Source organism: Marivirga arenosa (assembly GCF_030503875.2).
Classification (GTDB): domain Bacteria; phylum Bacteroidota; class Bacteroidia; order Cytophagales; family Cyclobacteriaceae; genus Marivirga; species Marivirga arenosa.
Map to the genome: position 1 here is coordinate 2,927,754 of NZ_CP129968.2, position 19,879 is coordinate 2,947,632.

Here is a 19,879-nt window from a genome sequence, read left to right on the forward strand (position 1 = left end):
AAGGTTAAACAATCTTGAATTCGATTACAAAACTACAAAAAATAATATTATTCTGCTTTGATACTTATAGGTTCAATAATTCAGAATTTAAATATTATTATTATACACATGACCTAAATCAAAAAAACCAAAATTTGTTTTATATGTTGAAAACAAACGGGCCATATAGTCATTTTGTTGCTGTGTGTAGGATTCTAAAACTTTTGCTTTTATTTTGGGATAGTGATCAAATATTTCAAATATATTAATTTGCGGAATTACATAGATTTGAGCCTTCTCTGACTGAACAACCGCATTATAAATTCTCCTTGCTTCAGGGATTAATGCATTATCTCCAAAAGACATATTTTCAGATAGCTTGCCTAAGCTTTCAAATCTATCTTCTATATCAATGGTTAAAGAAATCTCACCTCTTTGAGTTAAATACAACGCGTGGCTTGGATCATCTCTAAAAAACACTACCTCATTCTTTTTATATACTCTCATATGCATAAAAGGAAGAAAATGAGATAATTGCTCAAAACTCAGTTGCTCGAATATTTTTATTTCTTTCAAAAACCGAAATAAGACCAGCTGTTTATGGTCATAAGATTTTTTGAAGGGATTAAGAATTTTCATAATGTTCTATTCGTAATACTTTTTTAGTACTGTCTTTAACCTTAAATAAATCTGAAAATTTATGTCCTACCAGCCAAACTACCTCTCCTTCAGATTTTAAAACCAATTTATTTTCCTTTTGATGCAAAGGTACTTTTTGATCTATCAATATATCACTAATTTTTTTCTTACCCTTCATTCCTAAGGGTTGAATTTTGTCGCCCTCCTGCCAATAATCCAGTTCAAGGGTACCATTTATGGATTCCAAATCTATAAAAACTAGCTTTTGATTCTTTGCAAAATCAACTTCTTCTTTGTCAAGAATATTAATTTTAAACTTTCCGATAGAAGTATGAATCAACTTAGACTCTATTTTCAATTCCTGCGGAAATTCTTGCTTAGTTTTTTCACCCCTTATATTTACGAAAATAAATTTTCTATCTACAATTAGCATATGAGAATTGGAATATAACTGAGCCCCAACCCTATCGAAATCAAAAGATTGCAATTGATTTAAACTGAAATCAAAATCACTAAGCAAATCTGATAAATAAACGATTGGGAAATCTATGTCTAAAATTGATCTTTTGATTTTCACCTCACCATCAGTTAGGATAAAATATTTCGTTTTAAGCTGGTCTAATTTATAATTATAAGCTTGCTCAGCTGCTCTCATTTTTAATGAGGTTTGTTGAAAGCCTTTAATTACATTAGGATTTAGATTTTCAAATTGTGGAATTATGTGATGCCTAATTTTATTTCTATTATAATGATCGATTTCATTTGAAGCATCCTCCCTCCAGTCAATTTCTTCATTTTCAGCATATTCTATAATCTCCTTTTTACTGGCAAAAAGTAATGGTCGTGCAATTTTATTTTGAAGGGGTAACATTCCTCTAAAACCCTTTATTCCACTCCCTCTACTTAAATTAAATAATACAGTTTCAAATTGATCATTTGCATGATGAGCCGTCAATAATTTATCATATGAATGACAAATCATCAATTCCTTAAACCATTTATACCTTAAATTTCTAGCTTGTAATTGGGTAGAACCTTTTTCTTTTTGGATCTCAACTTTTTTTACGTGAATAGGAACTCCCAATTCAGAAGCTAATGATTCAACATATTCTTGATCTTTGTCAGATTCTTCTCCTCTGAGTTGAAAATTCATATGCGCCAAAGAAAAATGAAACCCAATGTGTCTTAGAAGGTGAGCTAGTACCACTGAATCTACTCCGCCACTGATTGCTAAAAGCAAATGTTCATTTCTTTCAAAAAGAGATTCCTTCTTTATATAATCTAAAAATGATTCGCTTAACATATTTCTTTATGAAATTACTTAGATTTGCACAGAATTTGCTTATCGAAGCTATCAAAAGTAAATGTATGAACTTCCAACGAATTATAATCCTTAGTTTTCTTCTAATCTTATCTATTGGGGTAAAAGCTCAAAGAAATGGGGTGAGATATGGATCAAAAGGATATTCTGAAACTATTAACAAAGGTAAAGACAGCTTTACACGACTAGTAGAAAAGGTTTGGTTTGAGATAAAAAAAGAGAACATCTATATAAAAGGAGATTCTGCCCTTTACTACGATAAACAAGGAATCATGATAGTTTTTGGAGATGTAACCATCACCAAAAACGACTCTATTGATATTACTTCTAAGCGTTTAAATTATTATGTAACTGAAAATAAAGCTGAGTTAAGAAATAATGTAGTATATGATGATGGTGATATGAGAATGACTACTAATTATCTTGATTACTATATGAATTCTGAAGATGGCCACTTTTTCAATGGAGGTAAATTAGTAGATGGGGAAACCACTTTAATAGCAGAGGAAGGTTATGTGGTTAATGCAGAAGATCTAATAAAGTTTTATGAAGATGTTGATTTGACAAATCCAGAATATCAATTATTAACGGATACTTTATTTTATCATAGAACCACTAAAATAGCCACAACTTACGGTCCAACTAAAACCATTATGAAAAATGGTGAAGTCGTGGATGCTGACAAAGGAGGTAAATTCTACACAGATAAAAAGAATGCCCAATATACCGCTGGGAAAATTACAACAGAGTCCTATGAAATCTTTGGAGATAATTTATTTTTCGATGATTTAAGACAAGAATCCAGAGCACAGGGAAATGTTAAAGTTATTTCAGAGGAAAACAATATTATCATTTTAGGTAATGAAGCTGCTACAAAAAAGGAAGAAGGTATTACCAAAATATGGGGTAATCCTGTACTGAAGCAAGCAGTTGAAAATGACACTTTGTATTTATCAGCCGATACGCTAATTTCTATCGATTCTGAATATGATTCCTTAAGTAGATTACTTGCTTTCAATAATGTTAAAATCTTCAAATCTGATATGCAAGGAGTATCAGATTCAATGGCATATATGCTTGAGGACTCCATGATTTTCTTCTATAAAGATCCTATTTTATGGAGCGAGGGCAATCAAATAGTGGCGGATACAATCTCCATGGAAATTAAAAATGGTAAAATGGATAAGCTAAATATGAGAAATAAGGCTTTTACCATTAATCAAGATACTGTTAGTAATTTCAATCAAATTAAGGGAAGGAATATGACTGCCTATTTGAAAAATGATGAGATGGATAAGATTTTAGTTGAAGGCAATGGAGAAAGTATATATTTTGCTGTGGATGAAAACACTTTAGAGCTCATTGGAATGAATAAGGTACTGTGCAGTTCTATGAAAATTCAGTTTCTAAATGGAGAAATGAATGATATTACATTTTATAAAGATCCAGAGGGAAGATTTATTCCACCACATGAAATTGAGGAACCGGAAACAAGGTTAAAAGACTTCAAATGGCATATTGAGAAAAAGCCAACTAAAATTGAGGTTTTAGGAAAACATGCATACAAAGAACAAATATTAGAAAATGATAAAGCTGTCCTTCCTGATGATGTAAAACTCGAAACAGAGAATAAGAGACCCTAAACGCATTGCTGTATTAAATATTATTCTAGCTTCTATTTTTTTTAATAAATCATTAGACTTTATAATAAATAAATCCTATTTTTACTATGCATTATACTAAAGTCTAATGAAACTAGTTTTTACCATATTTTTATCCTTTTTAATCCATTCAGTTTTACTGAGTCAGGATTTTATGGTTAAAGACTTTAGAGGCGAAATTATCACAGGTTTTCAAACATCAAAAACCACCACTTTTAAGATTCAGAATTTCAGTAATAGTAGCAAATCAATCAGAATAAAGCATAGCTTAGATAAAATTCAAGGTGGCGGTAATTTTACAATTTGCTACGATGATATTTGTAATACCGATAACGAATTTTTAATCATCAATATTCCAGCGAACAGTATAACTAATGATATTGAATTAACATTGACTGGGGGTCTTTCAAACTTAAATACTATAACTTATTTAGAATTTATTGATTTACAAATTGATAATGTGATTAAAAAAGAGCTATCACTTAAAATCAATGAAGAAAAGCAAAAAGACATCTTCTTTGAAAAAGGAGACATAATAGTTAGCAGCTTTTTTCCAAATCCATCTGTTAAAAACGCCATATTAGAATACAATATTAATCCATATGAAACGGAAGCTAAAATAACCCTTCAAAATGTTTTAGGAAGTATAATTGAAACCTATGAGCTAAGTCCAGATGAAAACAAACTCAACATTAATACAGAAAATTTAAATCCTGGAGTATACTTCTATACTTTATCAATTAGAGATGAAGGTTTAGCAACAAGAAAATTAATCGTAAAAAAATAATCTTCAATCCAATCTTAATAGTATTGCTTCGTTAGCAATAAAAAATTGTTCATTCCACAAAACAAATGTATATTTGCACCCTTATGCGAAATTCGTACAGAAATTTACTTTTTACATTCATAGTTACCATCCTATTCAGCTCTTGTAGTGATTTCAGAAAATTACAAAAAAGCGATGATTGGGAAAAGAAATATGATGCTGCTATAAATTATTATGACATAGGTGAATATTATAAAGCTAATGTGCTATTAGAACAAATACTCCCTATCATAAAAGGTTCGGAGAAAGCAGAAATTGCTAATTTCTACTACGGATACACTTATTTTTATCAGGAACAGTATTTATTAGCTTCTCACTATTTTAAAGTATTTTATGATACTTTCAATAGAAGTAAGTTTGCTGAAGAAGCTAGGTTCATGTTTGGCTATTCCTTATACAAGGATTCACCAAGATATAACCTTGATCAAACAAGTTCAAAAGAAGCGATTACTGCCTTACAAGGTTTCATTAATTTATATCCAAAGTCAAAGTTTGCACAAAAGGCAGATGAAGCTTTAGTTGATTTAAGAGATAAATTAGAGAGAAAGGCATATGAAAAAGCTTTATTATATTATGATTTAAAAAAATTCATGACAGGTGAATATCTTAAAGCTGCATTAGTAGAATTTGGTAATTTTCAAGATGACTTTCCTGGCTCAAAATACACTGAGGAAATTCAATATTTAGAAATCGAAGCTATGTACAACTTAGCTGAGGTGAGTATATATTCAGTTAAAAAAGAAAGGTATTTGGAAACTATAAGTTTTTATGAGAGTTTTATAGAAAACTATGAAAACAGCAAATACCTTAAAAAAGCTGAAAAAATTTACGAAGATTGTTTAGAAAAAGTAAGAAAATTAAATTCATAAATAAATATGGCAAATCCATCAATCACTACTAGAGATACTGCTGAATTGGTAAAGGATACTGATAATATCTACCAAACAGTTGTTGTAGCATCAAAAAGAGCTCGTCAGATCTCAAGTAATATGAAAGAAGAATTGAGTAACAAGCTTGCTGAATTTGCTTCAACTGTTGATAACTTAGAGGAAATTTTTGAAAACAGAGAGCAAATTGAAATCTCAAAATTCTATGAAAGAATGCCTAAGCCGACCATTTTGGCTATGGAAGAATTCTTAGAAGGTAAAGTATATTATAGAAAAAGAGAAGAAGAGGAGGATAAATAATCCTGGAGATGCTCCAAGGTAAGAAAATAATTTTAGGCATAACGGGTAGCATTGCAGCTTACAAAACTGCAATACTTACCCGTTTGTTGGTTAAAGAGGGTGCTGAAGTTCAGGTCATCATGACGGAAGATGCCAAAGAATTTATCACACCTTTAACGCTAAGCACATTAAGCAATAATCCAGTCTTATCCATCTTTTCAAATAAAGAAACTGGTGAATGGAACAACCATGTTGACTTAGGAATATGGGCTGATTTATTATTGATTGCTCCTGCATCTGCAAATACATTAGGGAAATGTGCCAATGGAATTTGTGATAATCTCCTTTTAGCCACATATCTATCTGCAAAATGTCCTGTAGCTTTTGCCCCTGCAATGGATTTAGATATGTACAAACATCCCACCACCCTAAGTAATATCAAAAAGCTGGAATCCTTGGGTAACAAGATCATTGAAGCTGAATCAGGTGAATTAGCAAGTGGACTTGAAGGCCAAGGCAGAATGCAAGAGCCAGAAGTTTTAGTTGAGGAGATCAAAAAAATATTAGACTTAAAAAAAAAGTTTAAGGGAAAGAAAGTAGTTATTACAGCAGGCCCTACTCATGAAGCGATTGATCCAGTAAGGTTTGTTGGAAACCATTCAAGCGGTAAGATGGGTTATGCTTTAGCAGAAGAATTTGCTTCTGAAGGCGCTGAAGTAACTCTTATCTCTGGACCTTCCAGCCTAAAGGCACCTCAAAACCTATCAGAATTCATTTCTGTAAAATCTGCTCAAGATATGTATGAAAAGGCAGACCAAGCATATCCAAACTCAGATATTGCAATTTTTGCTGCTGCAGTAGCAGATTACAGACCTAAAACCGTAGCTAAAGAAAAAATTAAGAAAAAAGAAAAAGGCATGACCATTGATATGGAAAAAACAGTGGACATTGCTAAATCTTTAGGAAAAAAGAAAAAATCAAATCAAATCAATATTGGTTTTGCTCTTGAAACAGAAAATGAAGAACAAAACGCTCAAAAGAAATTAGAAAATAAAAACTTTGATTTAGTCGTTCTTAATAGTCTAAGAGATGAAAAAGCTGCTTTCGGTCATGATACCAATAAAGTTAAAATTTATAGTAGTGATGGATTGGTGGAAGAATCTCCATTACTATCAAAAAAAGAGGTAGCTAAAATCATTTTACATCAAGTTTATAATTTGAGCAACTAGAAATGAATCGATATTTATTCACAATTATTCTTTTCCTTTTTTCTTCATCAGCAGTATTATCTCAAGATTTATTCTTTGATGTGAAAGTTGACGCATCAACTGCAAACACCTCTGAAACCAGAGTTTTTATAAATATGGAGAATTCCTTCAAGCAATTTATTAATGAAACCAAATGGATGGATCAAAATATTGAATTGTTTGAAAGAATAAAAGGCATTATAGCCATAAACATAACTGAAATCCCGAGAACAGGAAGGTTTCAAGCTCAAATGCAGATCCAGTCAATAAGACCTATATATAATAGCAACTATGAATCAGTTATGATCAATATTGCTGATAGAAACTTTAATTTCGATTATACTGAATCGCAACCTTTAATTTATACTCAGAATAGCTTCAATGATAATTTAGTGAGTATTTTAGCCTTTTATGCAAATTTTCTTTTAGCCATGGACTTCGACAGCTTTTCAGAATTAGGAGGACAAAAATACTATGATGAAGCATTGAATATAGCAAGATCTGCTCAACAGCAAGGTTTTAAACCAGGCTGGGAACAATTTGGTAACTTGGAAAGTAAATACTCCTTAATTCAATCGGCTTTAAACTCTCAATTAGAACCCGTTAGACAAAGTTTGTATTTATATTACAGAAAAGGGTTAGACTTGATGGAAGAGGACCCTGAGGCTGCTCGTGCTTCAATTCTGCAAGCTTTGGAAAATATTCAAAAAGCAAATAAACTTAATCCTAATTCACCTTTTATCACTTTACTGATTCAGAGTAAAGCGGATGAAATAGTTCAAATATTTACAGAAGGAGATCTAGCTCAGAGAAGAAAAGCCTATGAAATTATGAGAGAAATAGCTCCCTCTAATTCTGAACGATATGAAGTGATGATAGATTAGAAATTACTGCTTTTCAACAAATCAAGCTATTTTGAATAAGAAGAAATTATAGATTAATCAATCCGTAATTTTTAAGTAAATTAGCCCTAATTATTTAAAGATTTAGCGAATATGCTTCAAAAGCTCTTAATTAAAAACTACGCATTAATACAAGAATTAAATATTGAACCTTCTCCAAATTTAAACACTATAACAGGTGAAACGGGAGCTGGTAAATCTATTATGTTAGGTGCAGTGGGTTTATTAATTGGAAAAAGAGCTGATACTAAAGTTCTTTACTCATCAGAGAAAAAATGTATAGTTGAAGGTATATTTAATATCAAAGAATATAACCTAAAATCATTTTTTGAAAATGAGGACTTAGATTACGATGAAGAATGTGTAATAAGAAGAGAAATAAGCGCAAGTGGTAAATCAAGAGCTTTCATTAATGACACTCCAGTAACTTTAGATGTATTAAAAAAGCTCGGAGCTTATTTAATGGATGTTCATTCTCAACATGAGACTCTATTATTAGGGGATCAAGATTTTCAATTACGGATTATAGATGCCTATTCAAATACTCTCGATAGCCTTTCGGAATATCAAGCGTTATACAAATCATATGTTGAGGCCCATAGAAAACTAAAATCATTCAAAGAAAACTCAGCTCAGCTTCAACAAGAAAAAGAATTCAATCAATTTCAATTTGATGAATTAGATAAGGCTAAATTAAAAGCTGACGAACAAGATGATCTAGAAAATAAGCTGGAAATATTAGAGAATGGAGAACAAATAAAACTGAAACTATCTGAAGCTTATGAGTTGGTAGATGGATCTGAATTTTCTGCTATTCAAAATTTACATCAAGCGGTTGAAAGTCTAAAAAGTATTCAGACCTATGGCAAAGATTTTCAAGAACTTTCTGATAGACTAAACAGTACTTTTATTGAAATTCAGGATATAGCTAAAGAGCTAGAAATAACCGCAAATGAATTTGAACACCAGCCAGAAGAGCTTCAATATACACAGGAAAGACTTAGCCTAATATACTCCTTACAGCAAAAGCATAAGGTTGATAAAGTAGTTGATTTAATAAAAGTTAAAGATGAGTTAGAAGATAAGCTCTTATCTGTTCAAGATGCCGAAGGAAGTGAACAGAAACTCCAGCAAGCAGTAGATCAAACTTTTGAGAATATGAATAAAAAAGCTCAAGAGATAAGTAAAAAAAGAACTCAACATTTCAACAAATTAGAAAATGAGTTAATTGATCTGTTAGCTGATTTAGGAATGGAAAATGCAATTGTGAAAATTGATAACCAGCCAAAAGATCATGACAAAACAGGCATAGATGATATAAAAATTCTATTCAGTGCCAACAAAGGTATTGCTCCTCAAAACCTTAAAAATGTTGCCTCCGGTGGTGAATTTTCAAGATTAATGTTTTCAATAAAATATATTATGGCAGATAAAATTGCCATGCCAACCATTATTTTTGATGAAATAGACACAGGAATTTCAGGTGAAATTGCCATAAAAATGGTAAATATGATGCTTAAAATGTCAGAAAACCATCAAGTTATCACCATTAGTCATCTACCGCAGATTGCAGCTAAAGGACATCAGCATTACTTTGTTTATAAAGACAACTCGTCAGAAAAATCAGTAAGTAAAATTAAGTTACTCACTAAGGATGAAAGGTCTATGGAAATTGCAAAGATGATTGGAGGTAAAAACCCTAGTGAATCAGCAATCCAGAGTGCAAAAGAATTATTGGCTGTCTAATTTATTGAACCATCAAATTACAACCCCTAATATCTGAATTATCAAAACGACCTAAAACCTGAAAACTACCATCCGGATTCACTTTTCCTACATCCTGAGTCTCGATAAATGCACAGCTATCAATGTTGGCAAGGTCAATCACATTAATACCTCCAGTTCGAGTAGCATATTCTTTAATATCAAATGGATCATTTACTTCACGGATAAGGATTTTCATAGAATTTGAGGGTTTAAAAATCCCATTTCCTGTACTATAGCTTTGTGATAATAGTTCCGTCATACCATATTCAGAATGAATTTCATTCACTTTTAATCCTTCACATAAAATGCTATGTAACTCCTCCCTTACTATCTCTTTCCTGCGTCCTTTCATCCCTCCTGTTTCCATGATGATACAATCTGAAAAATTACACTTATAATTTTCAGCTAAATCTAAAAGTGCAAAGCTTACCCCCCAAATGATAATCTTTTTTCTTGTATTCTCACTTTTCAACTGTTTTACTTTATTAACTAAGCTGTTCAAATCATTTAAATAAAAACCAGAATGTGGTGATTCAGTCTTTTTAATAAAATCATCAACCATGACTACCAATGAAGAACCTGTTCTTTCTAAATAGGATGGCAATAAGGCTAAAATAATATAATCATGAAGCTCCCCATATTCTTGCTGAAAAATCTTTTCAGCATTTTTAATATAATGATTTAAGGAAGGTAAATAATGCTTACTAGTTGTACCAGAACCCGTACCACTACTCTCAAAAACAGCCTCAAAATTTACAGTTGCTTCAGAAGTAGTTACAACTTGATGCCTTTTAAAAAAATCAATGGGTAGAAATGGAATATCTGATATATTCTCGATAACTAAAGGATCAATTTTAAGAGCTTCTATGAATTTTTTATACAGTAAATTATATTTACTTTGATATCTGAAAAGAGATAAAGCAAATTCCGTAAAATTTTCAACATTTAGGGCATCAAATTGCTTTATTAAGCGTTCTCTATCTGACATTAGTTTTAAATTATGCAATACAATATTAAAAATAAGGCATCGCATCTCATATTAAATTCCTTCTTAATTATTGGAATATTAGTTTTTTTAACCGGATGTCCTACTCCGCCAGAATTTCCAGATGAACCTACTATAGAATTTGAAGATATTCAGTTTCGTCAAGAAACAGAACAATCCCCTAGTGGACAACCTTTAAACCAAGATGTAATCAGTGTTACCATAAATTTTGAAGACGGTGATGGGGATTTAGGTTTACGATCAAGTGAGATTGAACCTCCTTATCAGAATTTTGACATCCCTTTAGATGAAAATGGAGATCTTATCTTTTTTGGCGACTCTCCTGATTTACCACCATATAATTTTTATGATTATTTAATAGTATCTGATTCTTTAACAATAAATGGTACAGTCCTGTCAAATGATACATTATATGTTAGATTTAATGAGAGGCATTTTAATATCTATATATCATTTTTCTATAAGAGACCAGGGGATTCTGATTATCGTCAGTTTGATTGGGAAAGAGAACCAAGATTTTATCAATCATTTCATGGTAGATTTCCTATTCTGAATACGGAAAGCTATGAAAGACCGCTGAACGGATCTTTAACCTATGAAATGAGAAGTGCTGGTTTTCGATCAATATTTCGTGATTATCCAATGTATTTACAAGTCTATATTTTAGATAGAGCAGGAAATAAAAGTAATACCATCACCACTGACCCCATTAGATTAATAGGCTCACAATAAAAAAGCACATGATTAAGAACCATGTGCTTATGAATCGTTTAAACTGAATTAATTTAATTACCAATCTTCATTTTCATCTGAGTTTTTGTGTTAGTCTTATTAGTTGATGAAGTTGAAACATTATCTAAATTAGGAATTGGATCATTTCCTGCTTTTCTACTTCTAGCATAATATTTCTTAGCTTCGGGTAACAATTTCTTTAAATCATTTATTCTTGTATCACTACTTGGGTGGGTACTTAAAAATTCAGGCGGAGCACCCGCTGATTTAGCTTTCATTCTTTTCCAAAATTCAGGAGCTTCTTCAGGATTATAACCTGCTAAAGCCATAAATTTAATACCAAGTTCATCTGCTTCAGATTCATGAAGTCTACTAAATGGCAACATAGCTCCTACTGTACTTACTCCGGTATAAGCTGTCATAGCAAGAGCTTGAGCTTTTTCTGGTTGCTCTCTCATTAAAACACTTAATAGAACCCCTCCTCCTTGTTGAGCTAAGGCCTGACTCATTCTTTCTCCACCGTGCTTTGCCACTGCATGGGCCACTTCATGTCCCATTACTACTGCAATTCCAGCTTCGTTTTCACAAACTGGAAGTATCCCTTCATAAAAAGCAACTTTACCACCTGGCATACACCACGCATTCACAATATTTTCTGCAATCAGGTTAAACTCCCATTCAAAACCCTCAGTAGCACTTGACAAGTCGTTTTCCTTTAAATACTCTTCTACAGCATTCTTAATTCTATTTCCTACCTTTTTAACCATAGCAGTTTGTGCAGCATTAGAAGAAAGCTTACTTTCTTTTAGCACCTGATTATATGAACTAAAGCTTGATGCATTTAATTGACTATTAGGGATTGCATTAAACTGCCTTCTATCCGTTAAAGGTACCTTTTTACATGCTATTACAATTAATAACAATAAGAATAGACTTAATAACTTTTTCATATTTCAATGTTTAAATACAAATGGTAAAATTACAGTTTAAAATCGCTTAAGTACCATTGAAAAGAAATCTTTTATAATTTAACGAAACTTTCATTTTTATAGTTAAAAGAAACTATATTTTTGCATAAAATTTCATCTCATGAAGATACTGGCAATTGGAAGAAATTATGGAGATCACATTAAAGAGCTTAAGAACGAGCGACCTGATGAGCCTGTAATTTTCACAAAACCCGATACTGCCATTCTTAAAAATAATGATCCTTTTTATTACCCGCCTTATTCAAATGATATTCATCATGAAGTAGAATTAGTGGTCAGAATTTGTAAAGAAGGTAAATTTGTAAAGGAGGAACATTCACATAAATATTACGATAAGATAGGTTTAGGTATTGATTTCACTGCTCGTGATCTTCAAACTAAAGCAAAAGAAAAAGGATTACCATGGGCGATTGCTAAGGGCTTTAATGGTTCAGCTCCTATTTCAGACTGGATAGAGAAAGGAGAATTTGAGGATATTCAAAATATCAATTTTTCACTTAAAGTTAACGGAGAATTAAAGCAATCTGGTAATTCGGAATTGATGCTTTTTTCAATTGATTATATTATTTCTTATTTATCAAAGTTTTTTACTTTAAAAACTGGAGACATAATATTCACTGGTACTCCGAAAGGTGTAGGTCCTATTAACATTGGAGATAGACTTGAAGGTTATATTGAAGATAAAAAATTACTTGATTTTGAAATTAAATAATTATAAAATAACATTTACCCTTTTCATCCTAAGCTTAGCTTTCACGCTTAAAGCACAAAATTCTGACCCCTACACTTTCCCAATACGTCCAAATAAAACAAATTTCTTATCCGGTACAATGGGAGAATTACGTTCCTCTCACTTTCATGCTGGTATAGATATTAAAACGGGTGGAAAAATTGGAGAAGCTGTTCATGCAACTAAACGAGGATATATAACCCGAATAAAGGTTTCTACTGCAGGATATGGAAATGCATTGTATATGCTTCATCCTGATGGTAACACTTCAGTTTATGCTCATTTACATGAGTTTGATGAGGAGATCCAGAAATACGTAAAAGAAGAACAATACAAACAACAAACATTTGAAATCGAATTATTTCCTGAACCTTATCAATTTTCCTATAAAACTCAGGAAGTGATAGGTGTTTCTGGTAATACAGGAGGATCAATGGGTCCTCATTTGCATTTTGAAATTAGAGATTCTCAACAAAGAGTTCTGAACCCATTGCATTACGGTTTTAAAGAAATTAGAGATAATATTCCTCCTATTTTGCAAGGCCTTGCAATTAGGCCAATGAATGAAGATTCAAAAGTTGAAAATGAATTCAAAAGGCAAAATATACCCTACAATAGAACGGGTTTTAATTATACAGTAGAAGATACAATTAATGCAATTGGTGAAATTGGCCTAGAACTATGGGGCCATGATAAATTAAATGGATCTGCGAATAAAAATGGAATTAGCATAATTGAAGTGAATGTAAATAATGAACTTCAATACAGACAGAATATTGATGTGATGAGCTTTGGCTTACAACGCCATATTTTGGTTCATTACCCATATGATGTAAAAATAACATCAGGGGCACGGTATCATAAGCTTTATGTTGATGATGGAAATAGCCTAAAATATTATGATACCAAAAATGAAAACGGCACGCTAAATATTAAAAATGGAGAGGTGTATAATATTAGCATAAAAATGTTAGACCCGTATGGAAATACTAGTAAGCTTGAAATGGTAATCAAAGGAGAGCAAGCTAGGAGCCGATTAGATAAATCGATTGATTTTGAATTAGATGAGTTGGAATACATGGTAGATGATGATTATCTAAAAATTTATGCTCAGTCCAATTGTAATGATGATGCAGAAGAATTGAATCTCAACTTCGATAAAAAAATCAAAAGCATAAACCCTTCTTATTATTTAGATAGCGTAGCAGTTTATATTTGGAGTTTAAAAAAAGGTATACCTACCTCAATTTTAAATTGTGAAAAAGGAATGTCAATCAATCCAATTAAACAAATTGTTCCATATAGCGAAACTTCCATTTCAGAATCAAATATGGATATTAGCTTCAGTAAATACTCATTATTTGATACCATTTACTTTCAAACAGATTATGAAATCATAACTAAGGACTCACTAGAAATATTTTCATTGAATCCTAGAACTTCACCTTTAAAGAGTTATATAGAAATAGAATTGAGTCCTCAATTAAATCACTATGATGAAGAGAAAAGTCATGTTTACAAAACAGATGATACTGGGAACTTCTCATTTGAAGGCGGAGAATGGAATAATGGTAAATTAAAGTTTAGTACAAGAGAATTAGCGAATTATACCATTTTATCTGACACTGCTCCACCTACTATTAAACCAAATGGAAATCTTAGTTATATTATTATAGATAATTTATCAGGAATAGCATCTTATGAAGCTCATTTAAATGGAGAATGGATTCTTATGAAATATGAGCCAAAAGATGATTTAATATGGGTTGAATGGCCAGACACACCGATTGAAAAAAACGGTGAATTTGTGTTAAAGGTCATTGATAATGCTGGAAACGAAACAGAATATATCACTAAATTATAAATACTATGGACTTAAATATAGGAGATAAAGCACCTGATTTCAATGCCAAGGATCAGGATGGAAATGAAGTTAAATTAAGTGATTTCAAAGGTAAAAAAGTAGTTTTATACTTTTACCCTAAAGACAATACACCGGGTTGCACGGCTCAAGCTTGTAATTTGAGAGATAATTATGAAGCCTTACAGGAAAAAGATTATGTAGTTCTAGGTGTAAGTCAAGATTCTGAGAAATCACATCAAAAATTTATAGAAAAGCAAAACTTGCCTTTTCCGTTAATTTCAGATGAAGATCACACAGTGCATAATTTATATGGTACTTGGGGCGAGAAAAAAATGTATGGTAAAACCTATATGGGTACATTAAGAACCACTTTCATTATTGATGAAGAAGGTAATATTGAAGACATCATTAATAAAGTAAAAACAAAAGAACACACAGCACAAATTTTAAAATAATAATCAATGGCAAGTCAGGCAAACATTCCAGAACTGGAAAAAATAGCTTCTCAGGTTAGAAGAGACATCGTTAGAATGGTACACGCAGTTAATTCAGGTCACCCTGGAGGATCTTTGGGATGTACTGATTTTTTTGTGGCTTTATATTTCCACATATTAAAGCACAATAAAGACTTTAATATGGACGGAATTAATGAAGACATTTTCTTTTTGTCTAATGGTCACATTTCACCGGTATGGTACAGTGTTTTAGCAAGAAGTGGTTACTTTGAAGTTTCAGAATTAAGCACCTTCAGAAAAATTAACAGCAGACTTCAAGGCCACCCTACAACAGAAGAAAAACTTCCAGGAGTTAGAATTGCATCTGGATCATTAGGCCAAGGATTATCTGCTGCATTGGGCGCTGCTCAGACCAAAAAGCTCAATAATGATGATCAATTAGTTTATGTATTAATGGGTGATGGAGAGGTACAAGAAGGGCAAATCTGGGAAGCTGCCATGTATGGAGCCCATCATAAAGTGGATAATATAATTGCTACCATTGATTATAATGGACAGCAAATTGATGGCCCTATATCAGAGGTAATGGACTTAAAAGACCTGAAAGCAAAATGGCAAGCTTTTGGATGGGAAGTTATTGAAAGTGAAGGTAATGACATGTCTGAAATCATAAAATCATTAGAACATGCTAAAAGCCTTACCGGAAAAGGTAAGCCTATTCTAAATCTAATGAAAACCGAAATGGGTTATGGTGTAGATTTCATGCAAGGCACACACAAATGGCATGGTGTTGCTCCAAATGATGAACAACTTACTGATGCACTATCTCAATTAGAAGAAACATTAGGAGACTATTAAATATAAAATTATGCGTTAGGAAAATTTCCTAACGCATCATTTAATGAAAATTAAATATACCATATCGTTCATATTTTTACTCTTTGTGATCCATTTTGCAAAAGCACAGAGAGTAGAGCAGAGTATTCCTGAAAAAACAAGAATATTATTTCTTTTTGATGCATCAGGTAGTATGTTGGCTCCTTGGGGAAATGAACTACGTATCGATGCTGCAAAAAGAGTATTAACAGACTTAGTGGATTCTCTTAGAGTAAATGATAAGGTAGAATTAGCTCTTAGGCCATATGGCCATTTAACACCTGCCAAAGAAAGAAATTGTAAAGATACTAAACTGGAAATCCCTTTTGGACCTGATAATAATGATGATATAATTAATCGATTAAAATACATCTATCCTAGGGGAACCACTCCTATTGCCTATTCATTAGAACAATCAGCCAAAGACTTTCCACAAGATGATAATTATAGGAACATCATCATAATTATAACAGACGGTATAGAATCATGTGATGGTGATCCTTGTGCTGTTTCATTAGCACTACAAAAGAAAGCCATATTCCTTAGGCCCTTCGTCATTGGTTTAGGAATGGAAGAAAAATTTGAAGCCGAATTTGATTGTTTAGGTGAGTATTTTAACGCTAAAAATATTAATGCCTTTAGAAGTGTTTTAAATGGAATCTTAAACCAATCCTTAAGTAAAACTACTGCAAGTGTTGAGCTATTAGATGAAAATAACAGGCCGGTAGAAAAAGATGTAAATGTGTCTTTTATTAATACTTTTACTGGTATATCTGAATTTGACTTTATTCACTTTAGAGATAAAAATGGTAAACCTGATACCGTAGAAGTTGATCCAGTTTTGAGTTATGATGTAGTTGTGAACACTGTTCCTCCTGTTGTAAAACGAAATGTATATTTAAAAGGCGGTACACACAATGTAATTAGAATAAAAAGCCCCCAAGGATCCTTAAGAGTAAACCAAGATAATTCTTTTGAATACGATAAAGACGTTCAAGTAATTATTAAAAGATCTTCCGGAAGCGAAATCGTTAATACTCAAGCTATAAAGGCAGAAGAGAAATATTTAATCGGGAATTATGACATCGAAATATTAACCTTGCCAAGAATTAACATTAAAAACATCAACATTAGTCAAGGTGAAAAAAGGAATATCAACATTCCAGCACCAGGTAGAATCAATATCATTTATAGTAGTAAAGGTAAAGGAAGCTTATATTCAGTAGATGAAGACGGAAGGCAAACCTGGATTAAAAAATTAGATTTAGATGGAGGAAAAACCAGTTTTGGTATACAGCCAGGAAGATATAAATATGTTTACCGCTCAGATAGAGCTATGGGAAGTAAATACACTCAAATAAAAGAATTTGTAGTAAAATCAGGACAAACCCTTAATATTAAAATATACTAATAAGAGTAAAATGGCAGAAACTAAATTTACGTTTACAGAAAAAAAAGATACTCGCTCTGGTTTTGGTGATGGTCTTTTAGAAGCAGGCAAGAAAAATGATAAGGTTGTTGGCTTATGTGCAGATTTAATTGGATCTCTGAAAATGGGAGCATTTCAAAAGGAATTTCCTGACAGATTTTTCCAAACAGGTATTGCAGAAGCTAACATGATGGGGCTTGCGGCTGGAATGACAATTGGAGGGAAAATTCCTTTTACCGGAACATTTGCCAATTTCTCTACAGGAAGAGTATATGATCAGATTCGTCAATCTATCGCTTATTCTGAAAAGAATGTGAAAATATGTGCATCTCATGCAGGAGTAACTCTTGGGGAGGATGGAGCAACTCACCAAATATTGGAGGATGTAGGAATGATGAGAATGCTTCCTAATATGACTGTTATAAATCCGTGCGACTACAATCAAACTAAAGCGGCTACTTTAGCTATAACAGATCATGAGGGACCTGTATACTTAAGATTTGGTAGACCTAAAGTTCCTGTATTCACTCCTGCAGATCAAAAATTTGAGATTGGAAAAGCAATAAAAATGATTGAGGGTTCAGATGTTACTATTTTTGCTACCGGTCATTTAGTATGGGAAGCTGTTGAAGCTGAAGCAATTCTAAGAGAAAAAGGTATTAGTGTTGAACTAATTAATATCCATACAATAAAGCCTCTAGATGTGAAAGCTATTTTAGAATCTGTTAAAAAGACTGGCTGCGTGGTTACCGCTGAAGAGCATCAGAAAAACGGTGGCTTAGGGGATGCTGTAGCGCAAGTATTAACAGAACAATTACCAAGTCCACAAGAATATGTTGCTGTGAATGATAAGTTTGGAGAAAGTGGAACTCCTTCTGAATTAATGAAAAAATATGGCTTAGATGCTGAACATATTGTTTCAGCAGTAGAAAAAGTTATAAAAAGGAAATAATACCGATAATCAAAGCCTGTTATATGAAAAATATAGCAGGCTTTTTACTTTCTAATTATGGTAATCAGAATTGTTAAAATGACCTTTAAAGAAGGAAAAGTTGATGATTTTCTTGAAATATTCAATAAATACAAATCAGCAATTCGCAATCAGAAAGGTTGTAATCATTTAGAGCTTTGGAGAGATAAAGATAATACCAATACCTTCAGTACTTACAGTATATGGGACTCAGAAGAATATTTGAACAATTATAGAGGTTCAGAAATATTCGGTTTGGTATGGCCAGCTACAAAGGCACTGTTTTCTGAAAAACCACAAGCTAGTACTCACATTCAAGAATATAAATTAGATTAGATTATTTTTTCCTCTCAATCGTATACTGTACTAAATCCATTAATGATTTACGATAGTTCGAATCTGGAAAGTCTTTAATGATTTTCATCGCTTCATCATAATAGTTATGCATTACCTCAGTTGCATAGTCTATCCCATTTTTTTCCTTAACAAAAGACACCACCGTTTTTACAGTGGAATTCTTCTCACTCTTATTCTTGATTAACTTAAGAATTTGTTTTTGTTCGGATTTATCAGAATTGTTTAAAGCGTAAATCAAAGGCAGAGTCATCTTCTTTTCTTTGATATCAATTCCTAATGGTTTCCCTATTTCATTAGTACCATAATCAAATAAGTCATCTTTAATTTGAAAAGCCATACCTACCTTCTCACCAAAGAGTTTCATTTTCTCACTTACTTCATCATTCTTAATTACAGAACGACTTCCAACTGCACAGCATGAAGCAATTAAAGATGCCGTTTTTTGTCTTATAATATCATAATAAATATCCTCTGTAATATTAAGCTTTCTAGCCTTTTCAATTTGAAGTAACTCTCCCTCACTCATTTCTCTCACGGCCTCGGAAACAATTTTAAGCAAATCATAATCCTCATTATCTACAGATAATAGTAATCCACGAGACAAAAGATAATCACCCACCAGAATAGCGATCTTATTTTTCCATAATGCATTGATTGAGAAAAATCCTCTACGATAATTAGCATCATCCACAACATCATCATGAACAAGAGTAGCCGTATGCAATAATTCAATAAGGGCAGCACCTCTATAGGTAGCCTCATTTATTTCACCATGTACGCCTGCAGAAAGAAAAACAAACATAGGACGCATCTGTTTTCCTTTCCTCTTTACAATATAACCCATGATTTTATCAAGCAAATAAACCTTACTTTTCATGAACTGACGGAATTTTATTTCAAATTCAGCCATTTCATTTTTTATGGGTGATTGTATTTCTCTAATTTTACTACTCATGAGTGTGC

The 19,879-nt window shown here is 32.1% G+C and carries 20 protein-coding genes; 15 read left to right on the forward strand and 5 right to left on the reverse strand.

The features are described 5' to 3' along the window. Nucleotides 1-87: 87 nt before the first annotated feature. Together QYS47_RS12630 and tilS are read right to left on the reverse strand one after the other, a co-directional pair. The gene (locus QYS47_RS12630; protein ID WP_308356310.1) at nucleotides 88-555 is read right to left on the reverse strand and encodes a Crp/Fnr family transcriptional regulator; all 468 of its coding nucleotides are present in this window, start codon (nucleotides 553-555) and stop codon (nucleotides 88-90) included. 49 nt (nucleotides 556-604) lie between these two features. Beyond that, a complete protein-coding gene (gene tilS, locus QYS47_RS12635) occupies nucleotides 605-1,921 on the reverse strand; it encodes a tRNA lysidine(34) synthetase TilS (protein ID WP_322346538.1) in 1,317 nt (438 codons plus the stop codon). 8 nt (nucleotides 1,922-1,929) lie between these two features. Here tilS and QYS47_RS12640 point away from each other — a divergent pair, with 8 nt between their 5' ends. The 7 genes from QYS47_RS12640 to recN all read left to right on the forward strand — a co-directional run bounded on the left by QYS47_RS12640 (nucleotide 1,930) and on the right by recN (nucleotide 9,487). Next, complete coding sequence (locus tag QYS47_RS12640) at nucleotides 1,930-3,582, forward strand: OstA-like protein (protein WP_322346539.1); 1,653 nt, start codon at nucleotides 1,930-1,932, stop codon at nucleotides 3,580-3,582. A gap of 106 nt (nucleotides 3,583-3,688) precedes the next feature. After that, the gene (locus tag QYS47_RS12645) at nucleotides 3,689-4,387 is read left to right on the forward strand and encodes a T9SS type A sorting domain-containing protein (protein ID WP_302124320.1); all 699 of its coding nucleotides are present in this window, start codon (nucleotides 3,689-3,691) and stop codon (nucleotides 4,385-4,387) included. Nucleotides 4,388-4,470: 83 nt separating this feature from the next. After that, a complete protein-coding gene (locus tag QYS47_RS12650; protein ID WP_302124319.1) occupies nucleotides 4,471-5,295 on the forward strand; it encodes an outer membrane protein assembly factor BamD in 825 nt (274 codons plus the stop codon). Nucleotides 5,296-5,301: 6 nt separating this feature from the next. Continuing rightward, nucleotides 5,302-5,613, forward strand: a complete 312-nt coding sequence (locus QYS47_RS12655; RefSeq protein ID WP_302124318.1) for a DNA-directed RNA polymerase subunit omega — start codon at nucleotides 5,302-5,304, stop codon at nucleotides 5,611-5,613. Between the two features lie 8 nt (nucleotides 5,614-5,621). Continuing rightward, entirely contained in the window at nucleotides 5,622-6,821 is a 1,200-nt protein-coding gene (gene coaBC / locus QYS47_RS12660; RefSeq protein ID WP_322346540.1) for a bifunctional phosphopantothenoylcysteine decarboxylase/phosphopantothenate--cysteine ligase CoaBC, read from the forward strand. 2 nt (nucleotides 6,822-6,823) lie between these two features. Next, nucleotides 6,824-7,723 (forward strand): type IX secretion system protein PorD, encoded by a 900-nt coding sequence (gene porD / locus QYS47_RS12665; RefSeq protein WP_322346542.1) that lies wholly within the window; start codon nucleotides 6,824-6,826, stop codon nucleotides 7,721-7,723. Between the two features lie 111 nt (nucleotides 7,724-7,834). Beyond that, entirely contained in the window at nucleotides 7,835-9,487 is a 1,653-nt protein-coding gene (recN, locus tag QYS47_RS12670; protein ID WP_322346544.1) for a DNA repair protein RecN, read from the forward strand. A 1-nt stretch (nucleotide 9,488) separates the two neighbouring features. On the opposite strand, the gene QYS47_RS12675 is transcribed toward recN, so the two are convergent. Beyond that, nucleotides 9,489-10,496 carry a LuxE/PaaK family acyltransferase gene (locus QYS47_RS12675; RefSeq protein WP_322346546.1) on the reverse strand — a complete coding sequence of 336 codons (1,008 nt, stop codon included), beginning with the start codon at nucleotides 10,494-10,496 and terminating at the stop codon, nucleotides 9,489-9,491. Nucleotides 10,497-10,508: 12 nt separating this feature from the next. Between QYS47_RS12675 and QYS47_RS12680 the strand changes: the two genes are divergently transcribed. Continuing rightward, entirely contained in the window at nucleotides 10,509-11,246 is a 738-nt protein-coding gene (locus QYS47_RS12680; protein ID WP_308356302.1) for a hypothetical protein, read from the forward strand. 53 nt (nucleotides 11,247-11,299) lie between these two features. Here the strand turns inward: QYS47_RS12680 and QYS47_RS12685 are convergent, their stop codons facing one another. Beyond that, complete coding sequence (locus QYS47_RS12685) at nucleotides 11,300-12,196, reverse strand: M48 family metallopeptidase (protein WP_322346549.1); 897 nt, start codon at nucleotides 12,194-12,196, stop codon at nucleotides 11,300-11,302. A 139-nt stretch (nucleotides 12,197-12,335) separates the two neighbouring features. Here QYS47_RS12685 and QYS47_RS12690 point away from each other — a divergent pair, with 139 nt between their 5' ends. From QYS47_RS12690 to QYS47_RS12720, 7 genes are read left to right on the forward strand one after another with little or no spacing between them, the layout of a single operon-like run. Then, a complete protein-coding gene (locus QYS47_RS12690; RefSeq protein WP_308356300.1) occupies nucleotides 12,336-12,947 on the forward strand; it encodes a fumarylacetoacetate hydrolase family protein in 612 nt (203 codons plus the stop codon). After that, complete coding sequence (locus QYS47_RS12695; RefSeq protein ID WP_322346552.1) at nucleotides 12,934-14,829, forward strand: M23 family metallopeptidase; 1,896 nt, start codon at nucleotides 12,934-12,936, stop codon at nucleotides 14,827-14,829. Before QYS47_RS12690 ends, QYS47_RS12695 begins: the two co-directional genes overlap by 14 nt. Nucleotides 14,830-14,834: 5 nt before the next feature. Next, a complete protein-coding gene (gene bcp, locus QYS47_RS12700; RefSeq protein ID WP_322346554.1) occupies nucleotides 14,835-15,284 on the forward strand; it encodes a thioredoxin-dependent thiol peroxidase in 450 nt (149 codons plus the stop codon). Nucleotides 15,285-15,290: 6 nt separating this feature from the next. Continuing rightward, the gene (locus QYS47_RS12705; protein ID WP_308356297.1) at nucleotides 15,291-16,142 is read left to right on the forward strand and encodes a transketolase; all 852 of its coding nucleotides are present in this window, start codon (nucleotides 15,291-15,293) and stop codon (nucleotides 16,140-16,142) included. Nucleotides 16,143-16,185: 43 nt separating this feature from the next. Then, a complete protein-coding gene (locus QYS47_RS12710; protein WP_322346556.1) occupies nucleotides 16,186-17,571 on the forward strand; it encodes a vWA domain-containing protein in 1,386 nt (461 codons plus the stop codon). Nucleotides 17,572-17,581: 10 nt separating this feature from the next. Beyond that, complete coding sequence (locus QYS47_RS12715; protein WP_322346558.1) at nucleotides 17,582-18,541, forward strand: transketolase family protein; 960 nt, start codon at nucleotides 17,582-17,584, stop codon at nucleotides 18,539-18,541. A 57-nt stretch (nucleotides 18,542-18,598) separates the two neighbouring features. Further along, nucleotides 18,599-18,895 (forward strand): putative quinol monooxygenase, encoded by a 297-nt coding sequence (locus QYS47_RS12720; protein WP_322346560.1) that lies wholly within the window; start codon nucleotides 18,599-18,601, stop codon nucleotides 18,893-18,895. Between the two features lies 1 nt (nucleotide 18,896). Here the strand turns inward: QYS47_RS12720 and QYS47_RS12725 are convergent, their stop codons facing one another. Further along, a complete protein-coding gene (locus QYS47_RS12725; RefSeq protein WP_322346561.1) occupies nucleotides 18,897-19,871 on the reverse strand; it encodes a polyprenyl synthetase family protein in 975 nt (324 codons plus the stop codon). Nucleotides 19,872-19,879: the final 8 nt, after the last annotated feature.